Annotated in this window: 19 protein-coding genes; 14 read left to right on the plus strand and 5 right to left on the minus strand. The window is 40.5% G+C overall.

What is annotated here, in order from left to right; all coding sequences use genetic code 11:
• The first annotated feature begins 6 nt into the window (after positions 1–6).
• A complete protein-coding gene (locus tag PV403_RS06185; RefSeq protein WP_332083880.1) occupies positions 7–540 on the plus strand; it encodes a GNAT family N-acetyltransferase in 534 nt (177 codons plus the stop codon).
• A gap of 83 nt (positions 541–623) precedes the next feature.
• Here the strand turns inward: PV403_RS06185 and PV403_RS06190 are convergent, their stop codons facing one another.
• Positions 624–1,832: a glucose-1-phosphate adenylyltransferase gene (locus tag PV403_RS06190; RefSeq protein ID WP_332083882.1), complete on the minus strand. Its 1,209-nt coding sequence runs from the start codon at positions 1,830–1,832 to the stop codon at positions 624–626.
• Between the two features lie 199 nt (positions 1,833–2,031).
• Between PV403_RS06190 and glgB the strand changes: the two genes are divergently transcribed.
• Both glgB and glgA read left to right on the plus strand, forming a co-directional pair.
• Entirely contained in the window at positions 2,032–4,080 is a 2,049-nt protein-coding gene (glgB, locus tag PV403_RS06195; protein ID WP_442951748.1) for a 1,4-alpha-glucan branching protein GlgB, read from the plus strand.
• Between the two features lie 50 nt (positions 4,081–4,130).
• The gene (glgA, locus tag PV403_RS06200; protein ID WP_332083884.1) at positions 4,131–5,564 is read left to right on the plus strand and encodes a glycogen synthase GlgA; all 1,434 of its coding nucleotides are present in this window, start codon (positions 4,131–4,133) and stop codon (positions 5,562–5,564) included.
• A gap of 100 nt (positions 5,565–5,664) precedes the next feature.
• On the opposite strand, the gene PV403_RS06205 is transcribed toward glgA, so the two are convergent.
• Entirely contained in the window at positions 5,665–6,831 is a 1,167-nt protein-coding gene (locus PV403_RS06205; RefSeq protein WP_332083885.1) for a M20 family metallopeptidase, read from the minus strand.
• A 217-nt stretch (positions 6,832–7,048) separates the two neighbouring features.
• On the opposite strand from PV403_RS06205, the gene PV403_RS06210 reads away from it, so the two are divergent.
• The 3 genes from PV403_RS06210 to PV403_RS06220 all read left to right on the plus strand — a co-directional run bounded on the left by PV403_RS06210 (position 7,049) and on the right by PV403_RS06220 (position 10,070).
• On the plus strand, positions 7,049–8,503 hold the full coding sequence (locus tag PV403_RS06210) for an ABC transporter substrate-binding protein/permease (RefSeq protein ID WP_442951737.1): 1,455 nt from the start codon (positions 7,049–7,051) through the stop codon (positions 8,501–8,503).
• The gene (locus PV403_RS06215; RefSeq protein WP_332083886.1) at positions 8,490–9,212 is read left to right on the plus strand and encodes an amino acid ABC transporter ATP-binding protein; all 723 of its coding nucleotides are present in this window, start codon (positions 8,490–8,492) and stop codon (positions 9,210–9,212) included. The genes PV403_RS06210 and PV403_RS06215 overlap by 14 nt, the downstream gene beginning before the upstream one ends.
• A 207-nt stretch (positions 9,213–9,419) precedes the next feature.
• Entirely contained in the window at positions 9,420–10,070 is a 651-nt protein-coding gene (locus tag PV403_RS06220; protein WP_332083887.1) for a 3D domain-containing protein, read from the plus strand.
• A gap of 60 nt (positions 10,071–10,130) precedes the next feature.
• On the opposite strand, the gene PV403_RS06225 is transcribed toward PV403_RS06220, so the two are convergent.
• Entirely contained in the window at positions 10,131–11,006 is an 876-nt protein-coding gene (locus PV403_RS06225; RefSeq protein WP_332083888.1) for a polysaccharide deacetylase family protein, read from the minus strand.
• Positions 11,007–11,271: 265 nt separating this feature from the next.
• Here PV403_RS06225 and PV403_RS06230 point away from each other — a divergent pair, with 265 nt between their 5' ends.
• From PV403_RS06230 to PV403_RS06245, 4 genes are all read left to right on the plus strand, one after another.
• Entirely contained in the window at positions 11,272–11,940 is a 669-nt protein-coding gene (locus tag PV403_RS06230; RefSeq protein WP_213531172.1) for a PspA/IM30 family protein, read from the plus strand.
• Between the two features lie 133 nt (positions 11,941–12,073).
• A complete protein-coding gene (locus tag PV403_RS06235; protein WP_213531174.1) occupies positions 12,074–12,478 on the plus strand; it encodes a DUF350 domain-containing protein in 405 nt (134 codons plus the stop codon).
• 38 nt (positions 12,479–12,516) lie between these two features.
• A complete protein-coding gene (locus PV403_RS06240) occupies positions 12,517–13,023 on the plus strand; it encodes a DUF4178 domain-containing protein (protein WP_332084277.1) in 507 nt (168 codons plus the stop codon).
• A 12-nt stretch (positions 13,024–13,035) separates the two neighbouring features.
• Positions 13,036–13,785 (plus strand): DUF4247 domain-containing protein, encoded by a 750-nt coding sequence (locus tag PV403_RS06245; protein ID WP_213531175.1) that lies wholly within the window; start codon positions 13,036–13,038, stop codon positions 13,783–13,785.
• Between the two features lie 49 nt (positions 13,786–13,834).
• On the opposite strand, the gene PV403_RS06250 is transcribed toward PV403_RS06245, so the two are convergent.
• The gene (locus PV403_RS06250) at positions 13,835–14,143 is read right to left on the minus strand and encodes an HNH endonuclease (protein WP_213531177.1); all 309 of its coding nucleotides are present in this window, start codon (positions 14,141–14,143) and stop codon (positions 13,835–13,837) included.
• A gap of 164 nt (positions 14,144–14,307) precedes the next feature.
• Here PV403_RS06250 and PV403_RS06255 point away from each other — a divergent pair, with 164 nt between their 5' ends.
• On the plus strand, positions 14,308–15,570 hold the full coding sequence (locus tag PV403_RS06255) for a molybdopterin molybdotransferase MoeA (protein ID WP_332083890.1): 1,263 nt from the start codon (positions 14,308–14,310) through the stop codon (positions 15,568–15,570).
• A 129-nt stretch (positions 15,571–15,699) separates the two neighbouring features.
• Here the strand turns inward: PV403_RS06255 and xerS are convergent, their stop codons facing one another.
• Positions 15,700–16,779: a tyrosine recombinase XerS gene (xerS, locus tag PV403_RS06260; protein ID WP_213531181.1), complete on the minus strand. Its 1,080-nt coding sequence runs from the start codon at positions 16,777–16,779 to the stop codon at positions 15,700–15,702.
• Positions 16,780–16,927: 148 nt separating this feature from the next.
• Between xerS and PV403_RS06265 the strand changes: the two genes are divergently transcribed.
• From PV403_RS06265 to PV403_RS06275, 3 genes are all read left to right on the plus strand, one after another.
• Positions 16,928–17,410: a GNAT family N-acetyltransferase gene (locus tag PV403_RS06265; RefSeq protein WP_332083891.1), complete on the plus strand. Its 483-nt coding sequence runs from the start codon at positions 16,928–16,930 to the stop codon at positions 17,408–17,410.
• 178 nt (positions 17,411–17,588) lie between these two features.
• Entirely contained in the window at positions 17,589–18,836 is a 1,248-nt protein-coding gene (locus tag PV403_RS06270) for an MDR family MFS transporter (RefSeq protein ID WP_332083892.1), read from the plus strand.
• Positions 18,837–19,562, plus strand: a complete 726-nt coding sequence (locus PV403_RS06275; RefSeq protein WP_332083893.1) for a peptidase E — start codon at positions 18,837–18,839, stop codon at positions 19,560–19,562.
• Positions 19,563–19,588: the final 26 nt, after the last annotated feature.

The raw sequence follows: 19,588 nt of genomic DNA on the forward strand, positions 1-19,588 counted from the left end.
AGGTTAATGATTCAAGATCTGAAAGTAGTAAAAACGAGAAGAGAGCCAGATGGGATCATTAGACTGGTACAAGCGACGCCTAATCAATCGGAAGATATTAGGGCACTGCTTGTTGAAGCGGCAGAGTGGATGGTGGGTAATGATCTTAACCACTGGACACCGGATCTGTTTACACAAGATTCTATTCGCAAATATTTTGATGATCGAGATATTTATATTGCTTACTTGAATGAGTCTCCAGCCGGATTATTCACCTTGCAAGGAGATGATCCTGCTTATTGGGGGGCGCTCAATGATGAGGCATATGGTTATCTGCATCGATTGACCGTGGGCAGATCTTACCGCAAGCGGGGACTAAGCAGCTGGATGATTAATGCAGCAGAAGAGATTGTTCTCGCTGCAGGAAAAAAAGGCTTACGTCTCGATTGTATAACACATAGTCCGAAATTGAATGATTTTTATCAAGGGCAGGGGTTTATTCACCTGGGTGTGACAGATATGGGAGATCGAAAAGTAAACCTATATCAAAGAAAACTTTAAAGAGTACAGTACATTACAAAAAGAGCATCCTAATCATGGGGTGCTCTTTTTGTTCAAAGATGGTATGATGAAAATAATCTTTTTTAGCTCGAAGTTGCTCGAAGCTGTCCTGCTTTCTCGTACACGTCTTTGAGAAGACGGTTTGTTCGAACAGAAGGCTTGCCTGCGACCGTTTCTCCAGGACCAATGACAACTATTTCATCTAGACTGCCTTTGATTACTGCCCCATCTCTAATGGTCGCTCCTTCACCGATAATGGCACGGTCTATGGTAACATTACGTCCAATGCGAGCATTAGGCATGATTACACTTTCTTTAATCGTGGAATTTTTACCAATCTCTGCGCCGTAGAAGATAACAGAATGATCAGAATTTCCTTCCATGTAACAATTTTCATGGACCATTGAATTTCTGGATAGTGTTGCTTTTTGTCTATAACCAGTTAGCTTTGTACGTCCTTGACGTGAATACATAGGCCATGCCTGTAGTTCTTCTTTCGTCAAGTTCACTCCGTTTAATACATCCATATGGGCATCCCATAAGGATTGCACAGTACCAACATCTTTCCAATATCCTTCAAAGTTATACACATAAAGCGGATCTTCACCCTTCAGCATAGAAGGAATGATATCCTTGCCAAAGTCATGACTAGACTCCGTAGAAGCCGCATCCTCAATCAAATGTTTTTTAAGGTGCTTCCAGTTAAACACATAAATACCCATAGAAGCCAAGTTGCTTTCTGGTTGTGCTGGTTTTTCAACAAACTCAGTCACACGCATGTCTTCATTGGTATTCAATACTCCAAAGCGATGAGCTTCATTCCAAGGTACTTCCATTACTGCAATGGTAGCTAGTGCTTGTTTTTCCTCATGATACTTCAGAATTTTCCGATAATCCATTTGATAAATATGGTCACCAGACAAGATTAAGACGTTTTCTGGATCTTGTGCATCAATGTATTCCATATTTTTATAGATGGCATCTGCCGTTCCGCAGTACTCATCTGAACCTGTATTCCAAGAAGGAAGAAGAGTAACTCCCTTGTCCTTAGTTGTATTTAATTTCCAAGGTTCGCCTTTACCAATATGTCCATGTAAAGATTCTGCCTCATACTGTGTCAAGACTCCCACAGTGTCAATACCTGAATTTACGCAGTTACTGAGAGGAAAATCAATGATTCGATAATTACCGCCGAAGTGAACAGCTGGTTTTGCGATTTTTGATGTCAGTGGAGCCAGACGTTTCCCTTCTCCTCCTGCCAATAACATGGCGATGCATTCTTTTTTAGCCATTTGTATTTCCCTCCCATAGTATGTTTCCGTGATATGTTATTAAACGGAGCCCAACATAGATGAATCACTATTTTCTGAAAATAGCTAAAAATTAATTTTATATTTTCGTTTAGCTATTTTTCATTTTCATAATGGAGAAAATGGGGTAATAATGTTTTTGTAGTGTTTATTCTATTTTAAAAAGAAGGTGATCTCTTTGATCGAAAACAAGGTACCGAAATCATTTATCTCTTCGGAAGATATTTATTTGTTTCACGAAGGAACTTCACATTTTAGTTATCATTTTCTCGGAGCTCATCCGGTTCAGGAAGACGGAGTATCAGGCTATCGTTTCACAGTCTGGGCACCAAATGCTTCAAAAGTAGGCCTTGCTCTTGATCGCAACGGTTATCACGGTCTGGGAGAAGCGGATGTATTATATAAGATACCCGATTCTGGGCTTTGGAGTCGTTTTTTCCCTGACATCGATGAAGGAACATTTTACAAATATCATATTCTCACCTCTAATAATGAATCTCTGCTGAGAGCTGATCCTTACGCTTTCCATGCAGAAGTCAGACCGAGTACAGCTTCCATTACCTCCAAGATCGAGGGTTATAAGTGGAAGGATGCTTCCTGGAGACGTAAACGTAAAGAGATATATCAAAAACCACTTCATATTTATGAGATGCATTTTGGGACATGGAAACAAAAAGAGACAGGGGAGTTCTATACATATGCTGAAATGCCTGAGTTATTAATCCCTTATTTGAAAGAAATGTCTTACACTCATGTAGAGTTTATGCCAATAACGGAACATCCATACGATTTGTCATGGGGTTATCAAAATACCGGATATTACGCCCCGACAAGTAGGTACGGAACACCTCATGATTTTATGTATCTGATTGATCAGCTGCATCAGGCGGGTATCGGTGTTATTTTGGACTGGGTACCTGCGCATTTCGCTAAAGATGCCCATGGACTTCGGATGTTTGATGGAACACCATTGTTTGAGTATGCAGATCCGCTTAAGGCAGAAAAACCTGGTTGGGGAACCCTAAGTTTTGATTATTCCAAACCGGAGGTTCGCTCGTTCCTTATATCTAATGCGCTTTACTGGATGGATATGTACCATATCGATGGTCTCCGTATTGATGCAGTAACAAGTATGCTGAAGCTGGACTTTGAAAAAGCAGAAGGCCAGTATCGTCTTAACGACAAAGGTACGAATGAAAATGTGGAAGCCATTGACTTTATTAAACAATTAAATGAAACGGTTTTTCATTATTTCCCCGCAGCGTTAATGATGGCGGAAGAATCCAGTTCATGGTCTCAAGTAACAAGTCCTGTATATGCGGGTGGACTTGGTTTTAATTACAAGTGGAACATGGGATGGATGAATGATACGCTTGAATATTTTGAAACGGATTTTTCGGAGCGTCCGGCAAGACATAATTTATTAACTTTCCCTTCGGTATATGCCTATAATGAGAACCATTTGCTGCCGCTGTCACATGATGAAGTTGTGCATGGTAAGAAATCTCTCCTTAATAAAATGCCGGGAGATTATGAACAAAAATTTGCGGGTCTGCGTGCTTTGCTTGGTTATTTTATAACTTCCCCAGGAAAAAAACTGTTCTTTATGGGTGGGGAGTTTGGTCAGTTCATTGAATGGAAGGATGAAGAACCTTTAGATTGGTTTTTGCTTGACTATGAGAGCCACCGAAAGCTTCTCCACTTCTCCAAAACATTAAATGAGTTTTATTTACAAGAAAAAGGATTATGGGAATTGGATCATAGTACCGAAGGATTTGAATGGATTTCGGCAGATGATCGCTCTCAAAGCGTACTTTCTTTTGTAAGAAAAGGGAAAAAGCCAGGTGACTCCCTAATCGTACTTATTAACCTACAACCTGTATCCCGTTCTCATTATAGAGTGGGTGTACATCGTTCTGGTTCCTATACAGAGGTGTTTAATAGTGATCGGGTTGATTTTGGCGGACAAGGGCTTCTTAATGAAGAAGTGCGCACTGAAAAGATCAGCTATCATGGACAGCCGAATAGTATGGAGGTTACCTTGCCACCTCTAAGTATTGTTATCTTCAAGAAGACACCCAGAAGCAAACGTGCTTCCGTAAAGGATGAGCCAGTCCTTAATACCACTTCAAAATCAAAACAGAAAAGCAGGAAAACAACAGAATCCATAGAGACAAAGAAACCTAGAAGACAAATAAAAAAAATAAAAGATGGTGAACCATCCTTATAGAAGGAAGTTGCATCGTACTTAAGTAAGGCATAATAAGGAGGAAGTAAGTAATGAAAGTATTATATGTCGCAGCAGAGGGTCATCCATTCATAAAAACAGGAGGACTTGCCGATGTGATTGGTGCTCTGCCCCAGGCACTCATTAAAGAGGGAGTAGATGTACGGGTCGTTTTACCCAAGTACAAAAATATTCCTGAGCGGTTTAAAGAACAGATGGAGCCAGTTGAAGTGACAGAAGTAAATGTAGGCTGGCGCAAGCAGTATTGCGGCGTTGAACAACTGATTCATCAAGGTGTTACATTTTATTTTATTGATAACGAGTACTATTTTGGAAGAGACGGAATCTACGGTTATATCGATGACGGGGAACGATTTGCTTTCTTTAACCGAGCTGTTCTCGAAGTCATTCCTTTCTTAGATTTTAATCCGGATGTAATTCACTGTCATGATTGGCATTCTGCGATGATCCCTTTGCTAAAGAAGGCACATTTTGACCATATTGCAGCTTATCAGTCCATGAAAACGGTATTCACCATTCATAATCTGCTATATCAAGGTGTATTCCCTTATGAAGTACACAGTGATTTGCTTGCACTGGACAGCCGTTATTTCACCTCCGAAGGTGTAGAGTATTATGGAAACCTGAATTTCATGAAAGCTGGATTAGTTTACTCTGATCATGTCACTACCGTCAGCCCTACCTATGCGGAAGAGATCAAAACATCTCATTACGGATATGGTTTGGATGGTCTCCTGCGTTCCATTGAAGGGCGTTTAACAGGGATTGTTAACGGTATTAACACAGAAAGTTATAATCCTGCGACTGATGATCAACTGGCAACAACCTATGATATGCAGCAGATCGAGAAAAAAGTAGAAAACAAAATTGCGCTTCAAAAAGAACTCGGATTACCTGTCAAACCAGAAGTTCCAGTGATCGCCATGGTGACTCGCCTTGTGGAATCAAAAGGTCTTGACCTCGTAACTAGAGTACTTGATGAATTATTATATTATGATGATGTACAGTTTATTCTTCTGGGAACAGGAGAGGGTGAATTTGAGCACTGGTTCCGTGAAGCGGAGAAACGCCATCCTCTAAAAATGTCAGCTCAGATTCGTTTTAATGAAGGTTTATCGAGAAGATTCTACGCAGGAAGTGATATGTTCCTGATGCCTTCTAAATTTGAACCTTGCGGAATTAGTCAATTATTAGCTTTGCAATACGGAAGTATTCCCATTGTGAGGGAAACGGGCGGACTGAATGATACGGTCCAAGCTTACAATGAATTCTCTGGTGAGGGAACCGGCTTTACGTTTACCAACTTTAATGCGCATGACATGCTTTATACAATCCGGCGTGCAGAGTCATTCTATAGACAAGCTGAACATTGGAAGAAAATTATGAATAACGCCATGAGCGGTGATTATAGCTGGGAAGTTTCAGCAAGAGAATATCTAGATATTTACGAACAGATAACGGAATAAAGTATGGAAAATAAAAAGAAGGGGCCTTTTGCCATAATGGCAAAAAGCCCCTTCTTTTGCTTGTTTCTATTTTCATTCCAATAGAATTTCCTACTATATATTATGCATTGCGTCGAAATTCATCTTGAATAGAAGCCAGAAGATCCGGTTGTGATATGACGTCATAAGCGGTACCCGCTAATGCTTTTGCACCTAGAATCATAGCGTCAAGAGCCTGTTCTTTCATGGCAAGGTCCCTGAATTCAATGGAATGCAGCGCGTGTTGTTCATTAATAATTTTGATGTATGGATGAATGGCAGGAACACGTAGTGAGACATTTCCCATATCCATTGAGCCATGATCGTCTCCTGTGACAATCTCCTTCTCATCGATACCGAGTTCTACAAGATTTGATGAGAATACGTCAGACAAAGTTTCATTTGTATACATCTCATCATATGAAGTTTCATAATTCGAAGTTTTGAGTGTGCAGCCTGTTTGCAGAGCAGAACCTTCTGCGATTTGTATGACACGTTTCGTCAGTACATCAAGTTCTTTACGTGTAGCTGCACGTACATAAAATTGAGCGGAAGCGTAATCTGGAATGATATTTGCCGCCTCTCCGCCATGGTTGATAACACCGTGGATCCGAACTGTGCTTTTCACTTGTTGACGGAAGGCATTGATTCCATTAAAGGTTTGGATCACGGCATCTAGTGCATTAATTCCCTCATGAGGAGTAGCCGCAGCATGGGATGATTTACCGAAAAATTCGAATTGAACCGCGTCGATCGCGAGTGATTTTCCTGACTTTTCAAAAGCATAATAAGGGTGAGTCATCATTGCGATATCGCAATCATCAAATAGTCCAGCTGCAGCCATAGGAACTTTCGCCCCTTTTGTTTCTTCTGCCGGGGTACCAAATACTTTAATCGAGCCGCCAATCGTATCAATAACAGATTTGAGACCAACCGCTGCACCTAAACCCATCATGCAGATCAAGTGATGCCCACAAGCATGTCCGATTTCTGGGAGTGCATCATATTCACATAATAAAGCAACTTTTGGGCCAGGTTTAGAGGATGCATAGGTACCAATAAATGCAGTATCAAGACCTAGCACAGGTGCTTCCACTTCGAAACCATGATAAATCAGTTCTTCTTTCAAGCGCTTGCTGGCAAGAAATTCTTCATTTCCGAGCTCAGGATTTGCGCCAATATATAATGATATTTCTTTAAATCGGGAACTATATTGATCAATAGTGTCATTTATTATTTGTTTGTTCATAAGACTCTCCCTTTGATAATGATTTGTCGATTCATGGGTGTATATTTAAAATCGTATATACATTATAGCACTGGCTTTTAGAAACGTCTTGTAATTCAGGTGAATCAATGGAAAACTATGAAAACAAAAAGAAAACCCGTTGCATATTCATACATTTTCACTTATAATAGTTCAATCTTATAAAAATGATCTAGAGTCAGCTAAGGAGAGACAGAAGTTGAAAAAAACAGTTCGTATACTTATGTTATTAATGTGTATTGTCTTGTTGCTTCCAGCCGGTATGGCTACCGTTTATGCAGCCGACAATGTAAACAGCAAAGAAACGCTGGTTCTAGGGACGAGTGCTGATTTTCCGCCTTATGAATTTCATAAAACGATTGATGGACAAGACCAGATTGTTGGTTTTGACATTGAAATAGCAAAAGCCATTGCTGAAAAAATGGGCGCAGAACTTGTAATTGAAGACATGGGATTTGACAGTTTGCTGCCTGCCCTTCAGAGCGGACGAGTTGATCTTGTCATATCAGGAATGACTCCTGACGAAAAACGTAGACAAAGCATCGACTTTTCAGATTATTACTACAAAGCAAGTCAGGTTATCTTAGTTCGAAGTGAAGATGCGGATAAGTATCAAACAATGACTGATCTGGAAGGGGAGACCATCGGAGTTCAAAAAGGCTCCATCCAAGAAGGAATTGGCCAAGGAATCAAGAATGCTAATCTCGTAGCGCTTGAAAAAATGGGTGATCTTGTTCTTCAGCTCGAAACAGAACGTGTTAATGCAGTAATTGTAGAAGATACGGTTGCAAAAGGTTATCTAAACAATAAAATTGTGATCGCTGGTGCAACTCCAGAAGAAACGGACTCGGCAGCAGCGATCGGGGTTGCTAAAGGGAATACAGAACTATTAGAAGTCATTAATGCCACAATCGCTGAACTAAAAGTGGATAATGGCATTGAGAAGATGGTAGAAGAAGCGAGCTTGCTCGCATCAGGTAACCAAAAAGATCGCAATATATTTACGATTGCTTATGAATTCCGTCATTATTATGCGAAGGGTATTGGTTATACCCTGTTATTGTCTGCACTTGGCGTTATCTTTGGTTTTCTGATTGGCTTAATTATTACTTTAATGCGTATGTCTGCATTCAGAGTACTTAGATGGATCGGAACGGCATACGTAGAAGTGTTACGCGGTACACCAATGCTGGTGCAGTTAATGATTATGCATTATGGACTTGCACTCGTATTTGGTCTTAATCTTTCACCGCTGCAATCGGGGGTTATCACTCTTTCGATCAACAGTTCCGCTTATTTGGCCGAGATATTTAGAGCAGGAATTCAAGGAGTGGATAAGGGGCAGATGGAAGCTGCACGTTCACTTGGAATGAAACGGAGTGCTGCACTTCGTCACATCATTCTTCCTCAAGCTTTAAAATCTGTTCTGCCTGCGATCGGTAACGAGTTTATTACCATTATTAAAGAATCATCCATCATTTCGATTATCGGTATGGCTGACATTATGTACCAAGCTAACTCGATTAGAAATATCACTTATGCAGGTCTAAGTCCTTACATCATCGCAGCAGCTATTTATTTCGTTCTAACCTTCATGCTTTCCAAGCTGCTAAGTCTATTCGAAAGGAAGTTGAGTGCTAGTGATAAGCGTTAAAAATTTGCATAAATCATTCGGAAAACTAGATATTCTTAAAGGCATTGACATTGAGATTGCGAAGGGCGAAGTGGTTGTTGTCATTGGCCCATCAGGTTCAGGGAAAAGTACCTTTTTACGCTGTATCAATCTGCTGGAAGTACCGACAGATGGCGAAATTTTATTCGAAGGTGCGTCCATAACGAACCCGAAACACGATATCAATTCAACTCGTGAAAAAATGGGTATGGTGTTCCAGCACTTTAATCTTTTTCCACATAAAACGGTAGGTCAAAACATTACACTTGCGCCTACCATCGTGAAAAATGTATCTGCTGAAGAAGCAAATAAGATCGCTGATGATCTGCTGAAGACGGTGGGTTTAGCAGATAAGAAAGATATATATCCGAATCAGCTTTCTGGCGGACAAAAACAACGCATCGCCATCGCAAGAGCGCTTGCGATGCAGCCGCATGTGATGTTGTTCGATGAACCAACATCAGCACTGGACCCAGAAATGGTTGGGGAAGTACTTGATGTTATGAAAAAACTCGCCGAAGGCGGAATGACCATGGTCATTGTTACTCATGAAATGGGATTTGCCCGTGAAGTGGGAGACCGTATTGTATTTATGGATGGCGGTAAAATCGTCGAAGAAGGTACTCCAGACGAAGTATTTGGTAACCCGCAGCATCCTCGTACTCAAGACTTCTTAAGTAAAGTACTATAATTAATTAATAGATTAGGTATGTAAAAGCTCTCCTAGCATGAATTTTATTCATGTAAAGGGAGCTTTTTTTGTATGTTTAATTCGAATTAATAACAAAATGGTAACTATTACATACGCACAGGTTACAAAATTGTGATATATTAGCTACATCTTACGACAAAACAACTAGAGAAGCTTCTATGAAGAAGCTAGCTATAGGAGGAAATTATGTTTAAACGTTTCAAAAAAACTTCTACACTAGCAGCTGCTTTGCTAGGTGTTACATTAATGGCACAAAGTGTTCCCGCTCATGCAGAGCAAGTATATGTAGCTAAAGAGGGGGATACATTTTATAAACTATCTCAAAGATACGACATTGACTTAGAAACTTTGATGAACGCAAATAAAAATATTTCGCCGTATAATATTTATGAAGGATTAAAATTGATTCTTCCAACAAATAGTGCAGAGAGTTCTTCTAGTAATAATTCAGTAACAGCAAGCCTGAATGTGGATAGCAGCAATAAAGTGGTAGAAGCATGGGGGAAAACATTTAATTACAGCGAAACCTTGGATGTAAAAGCGACAGCATATTCTGCTGATCCCGAAGAAAATGGCGGTTATGGATCCGTTGATTACTTCGGCAACCCGCTGGAACTAGGTACGATTGCTGTTGATCCTTCCGTCATTCCACTGGGAACGAAGGTTCTAGTTACAGGTCATTCTCACGATAACCTGCCAGATCAAGCATTTGTTGCTACAGCTACCGATATCGGTGGAGCTATTAAGGGCAACAAGATTGATATCTTTATCCCGGGAAGTAAAAGTTCCGTTGCGAAGTTTGGTATCCAAGATGTCAAACTCTATATAATTGAATAAAATTGAAAATGGATAAAGTAAAGCACCTGTGTATATGGATTCAATTACACAGGTGCTTTTTTATTTTGATTTTTCAATTCCTAGCAGTTCAGGCACCGTGACCAATTCGTATCCTTGATTTTTCAAAGCTTTAATGACTTCAGGTAAAGCTTCAATAGTCCCTTGAAGTTTCGATCCATATCCGCCGCCCCCATGCTGAAGCACGATTGCACCAGGGCGAATACCTGAGAGAATGTTCGTTAACACTTGTTCTTTGTTTAGTCCTTTCCAATCTAAAGAATCTACATTCCAATTCACAATTCGGTACTTGTGCTCAGCCGCCCATATGAGCTGTTCTTCTGTGATTTCACCATACGGCGGGCGAATTATTTTTGGAATATATCCTGTAATTGGGAGAATGGCTTGCTCCGTTTTTTTGATTTCTGAAATAAAAGCAGACATAGATATTTTACTGAAATCCGGATGAGTAAAGCTGTGATTACCAATTACATGACCTTCATCATGAATTCGTTTGGCAAGTTCGGGATGATTCAGTACTCTTTGACCATTTACAAAAAAAGTTGCTTTCACCCCGTACTCTTTTAAAACATCTAATATTTGCGGAGTGAATCTTGGATCGGGTACATCGTCAAATGTTAAGGCAATTCTTTTTACATTAGGCCCATTCGTAACGAATGTACTTTTATATTTCTTTCGAAGCTGGCCAAGTGTAAGTTTTGATTTCTCATCTACTTCCTTCTGCGGTTCTTTTACAGGAGGAAGTTCTTTCGTAATTGAATCCAGTTGAAAAAATGGATCTTCTATGTTTTTACTATCCTCCGGAGCGTAAATGTATGTACGATCCAGCACGTATGCCGCAGCAGTTTGCGAAAAATAGAACAGGAGGATACCGGATAATAAAGTAAATGCAACAAAAGAACAAACGACGCGTTTCATGTAAGCATAACTCCTTATATTTGTGATTATGGTTACGAAAAACAATGGGACAGTACATGACGGGTATTCGTATGTTATTGCCTAGACGTAACAAAATTATTCTTACATCAACGATCCTGACATTCTGTTAGTTCCCATTTATTAAATAAATGAAACTTCATGAATCACTGATCCGTATAAGGTAATTAGATGCATAAGTAGTGATTCATTACCGAGTAAGTGAGTATATTAAGTAAAAGAAAACATATACGGGAGGAATTTTATAATGTCTCTATTTAAAAGATTTCGTGATTTGACCATGTCCAATATTAATGCTCTGATTGATAAAGCGGAAGATCCAATTAAAATGACCGATCAATATATTCGTGACATGCAGAAGGATTTGGAAGATGCAGAGAAAGCAGTAGCTGCACAAATCGCCATTGAGAAGAAATTCAAAGCTCTATATGAAGAGCAGGAAGCTCTGGTGAAGAAAAGAGAAGAGCAAGCGCATACGGCTGCTAAAGCACAGAATATCGATCTTGCTCGTCGTGCTCTCGAAGAAAAGAAAAATGCAGAAGCAAAACTTACGGAATACAAAACTAGTTTTGAACAGAATAAAGCTTCTGCAGACAACCTTCGTTCCAAATTGGAGCAAATGCGTAAACAGCTGACGGAAATGAAGAACAAGAGAGAAACACTGGTAGCTCGTTATAATGCAGCCAAAGCTCAGACGGAAATCAACAAAGCAATGAGTGGTTTTGGTTCCGATACGGCCGCATCTGGTATGAAGCGTATGGAAGAAAAAATGCTTCAAGCGGAAGCACATGCAGAAGCAAGTAATGAAATGAACAGCAAAGAAAAATCACTTGATGAAGAATTTGAAAATATGGGGAAAGACAAGGAAGTAGAAGACGAACTGGCAGCTTTGCTGAAGCAGTACGAGAATAAATAACAATCATGAGTATGATAAAAAATGAATAAAGTGATTGTAAGCTTTATTCCATGTGACGGAGGGGGAACGACGCAGTTTCTCCTTCGTTTTTCATGAGGGAGCTATCTGACACTATTGGAGGATGTTATATCTAATGGAATTTATGGATATCGTACGCATGCTGGTATGGACAGGTTCAGGAGCAGTACTGCTGTTTATTCTCATGTATGTCGATTCATTATTTACAAAGTACAAAGATTTTACAGAAGTAAAAGCAGGCAATATGGCAGTTACAACAAGGCTTATTATGAAGTTGTTTGCTCAGGGATATATTTTATCCTCGTCTATTTCGGTATCTTATCATCTAGGAGACGCACTTATTGTATCCGTCGTTTCATTTATTATTTTACTTGTGATCGAAGGTGTCGTGCACACCATGATTCGCCGTTTTGCTTCTTTTGACATTGACGGTGGAATGCAAAAAGGAAAGATTGGCTATGGGCTGTTCTCAGGAACACTTCACTTAGTAGGGGCATTAATCATTTCAGCCTCTCTGTAACCGAGTTATTCCAACCAGAAATAGGAGTTCGATGAATGATGAGTATATGGAAAAGAGTAACGAATCTATTATCAAAACCAAAACCTTCTGCTCCGGAGAAAAGTATGTTACAGCTGAATCCAGGTGATATATGCGAGGTTTCGCTTGTTACTTATGAAGTAACGGGTAAAGTGCAAAACCGAGGGAGAAATGCGGCTCTGCTTACACTGAAAGACGGGAATACAATTGCGTATTTATATATTGAAGAAAGAGAACGTCTTATCTATGCATTATATACTCCTATCGATGGAAGATTGGATCATCCAGAGGAAGTACCGACAACGATCGAACTGGATGACAGAGAATATCATTTAGAGGAACAATATGCGGGTCATGTAACGACAGCAGGGAAGACACCATTTTCTCAAAATGGGGAACAACATGTATGGCAGTTTCAGTCGGATGATAATCATCTCTTACGTATTGAATGGCAGAACGGTCGATTTATGCTATATGAAGGAGAAGATATCCTCCCGGCAGATGTAAAAGTTATTCGGGCAACCTAGGAGAGGTTATTCATGAACAAGCGTTTTTGGCACATCTTAAAAATCACACTGGTCCTCAGTTTATTTGTCTCTCTGTTATCAGGCTGCGGCGCACCTGCTGTGAAAGATACGTACCCGCTTGAATCGGTGAACAGCAGTGGTAATTCGACTTCTTATGTATACCGTGCGGCGAATCTTACTGTTCCAGAAGTAGCCGATGAACTGATGGAAGATCGAACTCCGGATGAAGTGTCACCCGTTGATACAGAGCGAATGTTTCTCGTGTATCCGAATGAGCTCTACCATTTGCAGCAAGATCCAGATCAGCCGGAAGATACACTGATCGAGGTTGATTCTAAAGAATATGTACAGCGTAATTATAGTTCCTCTTTCTTACAGGGATATATTACTGCTTCTATTCTGGACAGTATCTTTGATGTAATGCGAGGATCGGGGAATTACAGGGGATACACTTCCTCTAAGACATACAAACCGACTCAGGGACAATACCGAACAGCTACTGACAATGATAAGAAAATTGCCCCGCCGCTAACAACAAAGCGTAGTGGGTCCATTATTCGTAGAGGGCTTGGAGATTCAGCTAACACGAAAAAAACGGACAACGGCAGCATTCTTAATCGGGATACTTCTTCTTCAAGCTCGTCAACTAAAGGGAAGATTGAGAGAGGAAAAAGCAGTGGATCGAGCATTTTTAGCTCACCAAAGAAAAGCACGAGACCGAAGACGAAGTTCGGTTCAGGCCGAATATCAAGGCGAAGATAGAAGAATGGTAAAACCCGGATACCTCGTAGTGTCCGGGTTTTGTGTTTTATCATCTGGCTTTGCGTACATGTCTAGATTTCTTAGATTTAGGAATGACGGTAGCTGGCTGTTTACGTATCCATTTCACGTAGGAGGCAATCTTTGGTGATTGCAGAAGCGCTTCAATTGTAGTCAGTCCGAGTACGACTAACTCTCGATTGGTAAATAAATGATGAATCTGTTTATGGCATGGAATACATAGATCTGCTGTAGGCTTGTCTTTTCCGCCTTCTTCCCGAGGAGTGAGATGATGTACGGTCGTAACCGGGACTTTTCTTTTGCAGAGAGCACAGGTGTGTTCTTCCTTCTGAGATGGCATTGCCTTCACCTCCTTTCGTAGCGTGAGATAAAAAAGCATACAATATGCATGTATAGCTTGATTAATCAAATAGGAGCATTACTTTTCGTACACATCCTCCCTTGCAACGAAGAAGAGATGGAGATACACTTTATTCAAAAGACAGATAAGCAAGGAGAACATATATGAGTAACTATAAGTCAGATCCAAAATTCAACCGAAAAGCCATTCAAGTTGATGCTGCGCAGCAGCTTATCGCAAATAAAGTAAAGTTAATAGATACAGAACAGGTAAGGATCGAGGATGTGCATGGCCGCATTATTGCTCAAGATATAATCGCACCACATCCTTATCCGTTCTTTAGAAGATCGGGAATGGATGGATATGCTGTCCGAAGTGCAGACATTAGCACAGCAAGCAGTGATCAAACAGTTCAACTTACGATCATTGACGAAATTCCCTGCGGTTATTCCTCACAGAAGGAGATTGTGGAAGGAACCGCTGCCCGTATTATGACAGGTGCTGAGGTTCCACTCGGAGCGGATGCCGTTGTTATGCTGGAAGCGACAGAATCGTGCGAGGTAGAAGGAAAACCATATGTAGTATTTAAACGTCCAACAACGCAGGGAGCAAACATTACGCCCGTTGGTCTTGAAGTGTCAGAAGGGGATTTACTGGTTAAAAAAGGAACTCTGCTGACTGCAGGAGAGATCTCGGTTCTGGCCACGTTTGGTATTCATCAAGTGCCTGTTTTTAGAAAACCTCAAGTGGGGATTTTTGCAACAGGAACCGAATTGCTTGGCATTGAAGAAGAACTAGAGCTAGGGAAAATACGTAACAGCAACAGTTACATGCTACAATCTCAGGTGAGGGAAGCGGGGGGCGAGCCTCATCTACTCGGAGCTATTGTGGATGATTTGAAGCTGGCTCAGCAAAAACTGCAGGAAGCTTTATCAACCTATGATGTGGTCATCACTACGGGTGGTGTATCCGTGGGAGATTATGATATTATGGGGGATCTTGTTCGCCAGAATGAAGTAGAAATGTTATTTAACAAAGTAACGATGCGGCCAGGAAGTGTAACGACGGCAGCATATATTCAGAATAAACTGCTTTTTGCTTTATCGGGTAATCCGGGAGCTTGTTTTGTTGGATTTGAACTTTTTGTTCGTCCAGCACTGCAATTGATGCAAGCCGCAGAACACCCTTATCTCCAGCGGTGGACTGCGTTTTTAGGTTCAGATTATAGCAAAGTAAATAACTTTACGCGTTTTGTTCGGGGAAAATTGGAAGTGAAGAATGGACAAGTGTTTGCTTTCCCGGCCAGAGTAGATGAATCAAGTGTCATGGTAACAATTAAAGACAGTGATTGCCTAATTATCATTCCTCCTGACAAGAAAGGTTTACAAGCAGGAGAGGCAGTGGAAATCTTAAAGCTCGGCAGATGATGATCGAATAGAATCTGTGATGATATCCCTGTAATATAATACCGAATGTGTAATGTGAATAATAAAAGCTGCCCGAAGGGCAGCCTAAAATACGATATATGAAGATGTATCAAGTGAGGGTAGAAAAGTTTAATCAACTCTTCGCTCAATCGCTTCAGACATCGTTTTATCGGTGAGATGCGCGTAAACCTCCGTTGTTTCCGTAGAAGCATGTCCGAGTTGTTCCTTTGTTTTGTAAATATCATTTTGCAGATAATAATCGGTGGCAAAAGAATGCCGTAATTTATGGACTGTTAAATATGGCTTGCCAAAGCCTTTTGCATACTTGATAATCATCGCTTGGATCGCACGTTTTGTCATTCGTTTCCCTTCTTTTTGACCATTGGGGACGGTGACAAAAAGTGCTTTTTCTTTTTTGGGAGTGCGATACCGTAATGTGCGAAGTTCCATATAGTTAAGAAGATCATCTTTAGCCTGTTCCCTATAATAGACGGGATTCTTGAATGTTTCATCGTTATTCCCTTTTCGGTATACGTAGAGGACTTTATTATTCAAATCAAGATCGTCGATGTTCAGATTAACAATCTCTGAGACGCGAAGTCCTGAGTTTAGAATTAAACTGGCAATACAAGCATCACGCTCTTTGTTCATCTCATGGGAATATAGAGCTTGCTTATTTTTCTCCATATCTTTCGCATACCCTTCTAAAATATATCCTATGAACTCGAGAAGTTCATCTTCCTCTAGTATTTTGCCTTTCAACTTTGCTGCCGTATCTTTTGGTTTGTGAACTCGTTTGATTTCGACTTTAGCCATAATATTTCGTTTTAGAAGGGGGTAAAATTCTTCATCTTCAGCAATTTGGCTCAGATAGTGGAACAAAGACCGGAGCGAAGATAATTTACGGGACACGGTGATGCGGGAGTTTGCCCCTTCTCTTTTGGTCGTCAGATAAATACGATATCCCGTTATACTGTCCATGCGCAGCATCTCAAGTTCTTTTAATGTGACTCCGGCATTTGATTCGGCTTCAGACAGACCTTCAGCCCGGAGCCAAGTGAAGAACGTATCATAATCTCGGACATACTCCAGCAGCGTGGAAGGAGATAGGTCTGGTAGTTTGTAATCAATGAATTGCTGAACATACCAGGGCATGGTGACTACACGTTCATCCAGTTTACGACGATCGGTTTCCTTTTGAATATTCATATTTCGTACGCCCCTTATATTTCTATTGTCTTCTTTAGGAGTAAGAACAAGTGTCCTTATTTTACCACATTCGCTAGGGTTATGACTTGCTCGGTCTGAGTCAAAGCTTTATAGTTATTTTATATGAAGAAAATAGAGGTGATATGATATGGAACTAAGCCTCATTATGGTACCACGCGAACAAAAACAAGTCATTCGTCATCTTATGCAATTCTATCTATATGATTTTACGAAGTATCTTGATATTGATGTTGATCGTTATGGTGTTTTTCCTGACTATCCGAATCTTGATGATTACTGGAGTCAGACGGACAAGTATCCTTTTCTCATTAAAAATGGCTCTTCTCCCGCAGGTTTTGCACTTGTGGACAAGCTTTCTGGTAAAAAGGATGGCGACTTTTATATGACTGAGTTTTTTGTCATGCAAAAATATCGCCGCAGCGGAGTAGGAACTTGGGCAGCAAATGAACTATTCAGCCGCTTTCAAGGGGAATGGAAGGTTTCACAGGTTAGAACGAATATGGTAGCCCAAGCCTTCTGGCGTAAAGTGATTGGCGGTTATACCAATGGGCAGTTTCGGGAGAAATTTCATCCAGAATCGGGCAACCCAAGTCAACACTTTGTAACCTAAAGATGAGTATAAAATAAGGAGATTTTCTTTGACAGATAGGCTGTTAAAGGAAATCTCTTTTTTTGGTTCAAAACGGTAATATTTATTGACACCTGTTTAAATATCTGGAATGATATGTATTATTTTCAGGTATTGCATATAGCGAGTAACCGTACGTTTCAAAGACACAGGAGGCAGCATGAATAAACATTTGAAAGAGATTCACCCGCTTGCTTGGACAATCATCATCGGCACGATTTTTGGTAGAATGGCTACGTCGATGAGTATTCCTTTTTTATCGATTTATTTAATTAAGACAATGGGGGCTTCACCAGTTGAAACCGGTATGGTGGTCGCGGTAAGTTCACTGATCGGCGTGTTTGCGAGTTTCTATGGAGGCTACATATCTGACCGAATTGGACGAAGAAAAGTACTTATTTTTTCTATTTTCAGCTGGGCAATTGTGTTTATCGGATTTGCAGCAGCGAATCAAATTTGGATGTTTTTTGTAATGAATGCGTTAAACGGTTTATGCCGTGCTGTTTTTGAACCTACATCAAGAGCCATGTTATCTGATATTACAAAACCGGAAAATAAACTCCTCGTATTTAATCTGCGGTATGCTGCGATTAATCTCGGTGTTGTCATTGGACCGCTGATTGGATTACAGATGGGTTCAGCTGAATCGGGAGTTCCTTTTCTCATTGCTGGCGCAGTTTATATTTTGTATGGAATCGTACTTATCATTCAATTTGCATTACAATCTGAGCAAGTGAAGTTACCATCCGAGGACGGTGGATCCAAGGTATCTTTAAGAGAGGCGTTTACCGTTACAAGCAGGGATCGAACTTTCATCTATGTACTTATCGGTTCTATGTTCTGTGTACTTGGATTTGGGCATTTCAGTTCCACATTAGCACAGTACCTCGAACTCAGCCCACAATTTGAAGACGGAGCGAAGTTGTTTACTTACATGCTGTCATTGAATGCCGTAGTCGTTCTAATCGTTCAATATCCTCTCGTTCGAACGTTCCGTAAACTGCCTCCTGCTGTGTCACTTATGGTAGGTAATGTTTTCGTTGCAGGAAGTTTTATATTGTTCGGAATGTGGGATTCTTGGTGGGCAATGTTAGCTGGTGTCGTTATATTTACCATTGGTGAAGTGTTGATGTTCACTTTGATGGACTTATTGGTCGATCGCATTGCAAAACCGGAGCTCAAGGGCACATATTTCGGAATGATGGGGTTCAATAATTTAGGAAATGTACTAGCACCGCTGATTGGCGGAGCGTTACTTACTCATTTTACAGCGGAACAGCCGTTATACATATTTATCCCTATAGTACTTATGACAGTATGCGGCATTCCTTTTTTACTATTAGCTCATGTCAGGCTCGAACATCAGGACAAGCACAAGGTTAATCATACCGTAAAGGAGGCTACATAGATGACATCTCAAATCATTGCAATGGGCGGTGGAGGTTTCTCCATGGAACCAGATAATCCACTGCTAGATAAATATATTTTAGACCAATCTGTTTCTGATAAGCCAAAAATATGTTTTCTACCTACGGCCAGCGGAGATGCAGCGGGGTATGTGAAGAGATTCTATGAGGCTTTTGATCAACATTGCTGTATCCCATCCCTTTTATCCTTATCCTCTCCGCCATGCCGGAATCTAGAGGATTTTGTTCTGGACAAGGATATTATCTATGTAGGGGGAGGGAGTACTAATAATTTACTTACTTTATGGAAAGAGTGGGGGCTTGATCAGATTCTCACAACCGCTTGGAAACAAGGTATTGTCCTTGCAGGTCTTAGTGCTGGATCTCTCTGTTGGTATGAAGAAGGAATTACAGACTCCAATCAGGGAGGTTACTCTTCTATTCGTTGTCTTGGGTTACTTCCAGGAAGTCATAGCCCGCATTATGATGACATGGATAGCGGAGAGTATACTTATAAACCGGCTTATCGCAAGTTAGTGGAGGCAGGAGAACTGAAACAGGGCGTAGCTGCGGATAATGGGACAGCGCTTCATTACATAGGAACGGATCTGTATAAAGTAGTAAGCTCTAGACGGAATGCATTTGCCTATCAAGTATCGCGAACAGAGGATGGTTTATTAGAGAAAAAAATAGAACCTCATTTTCTTGGAAATGAAAAGAAAATCTGAAAATATGCGCAGCCTTCAGCATCGCG

Source organism: Paenibacillus sp. GYB006 (genome assembly GCF_036577645.1).
GTDB lineage: Bacteria > Bacillota > Bacilli > Paenibacillales > Paenibacillaceae > Paenibacillus.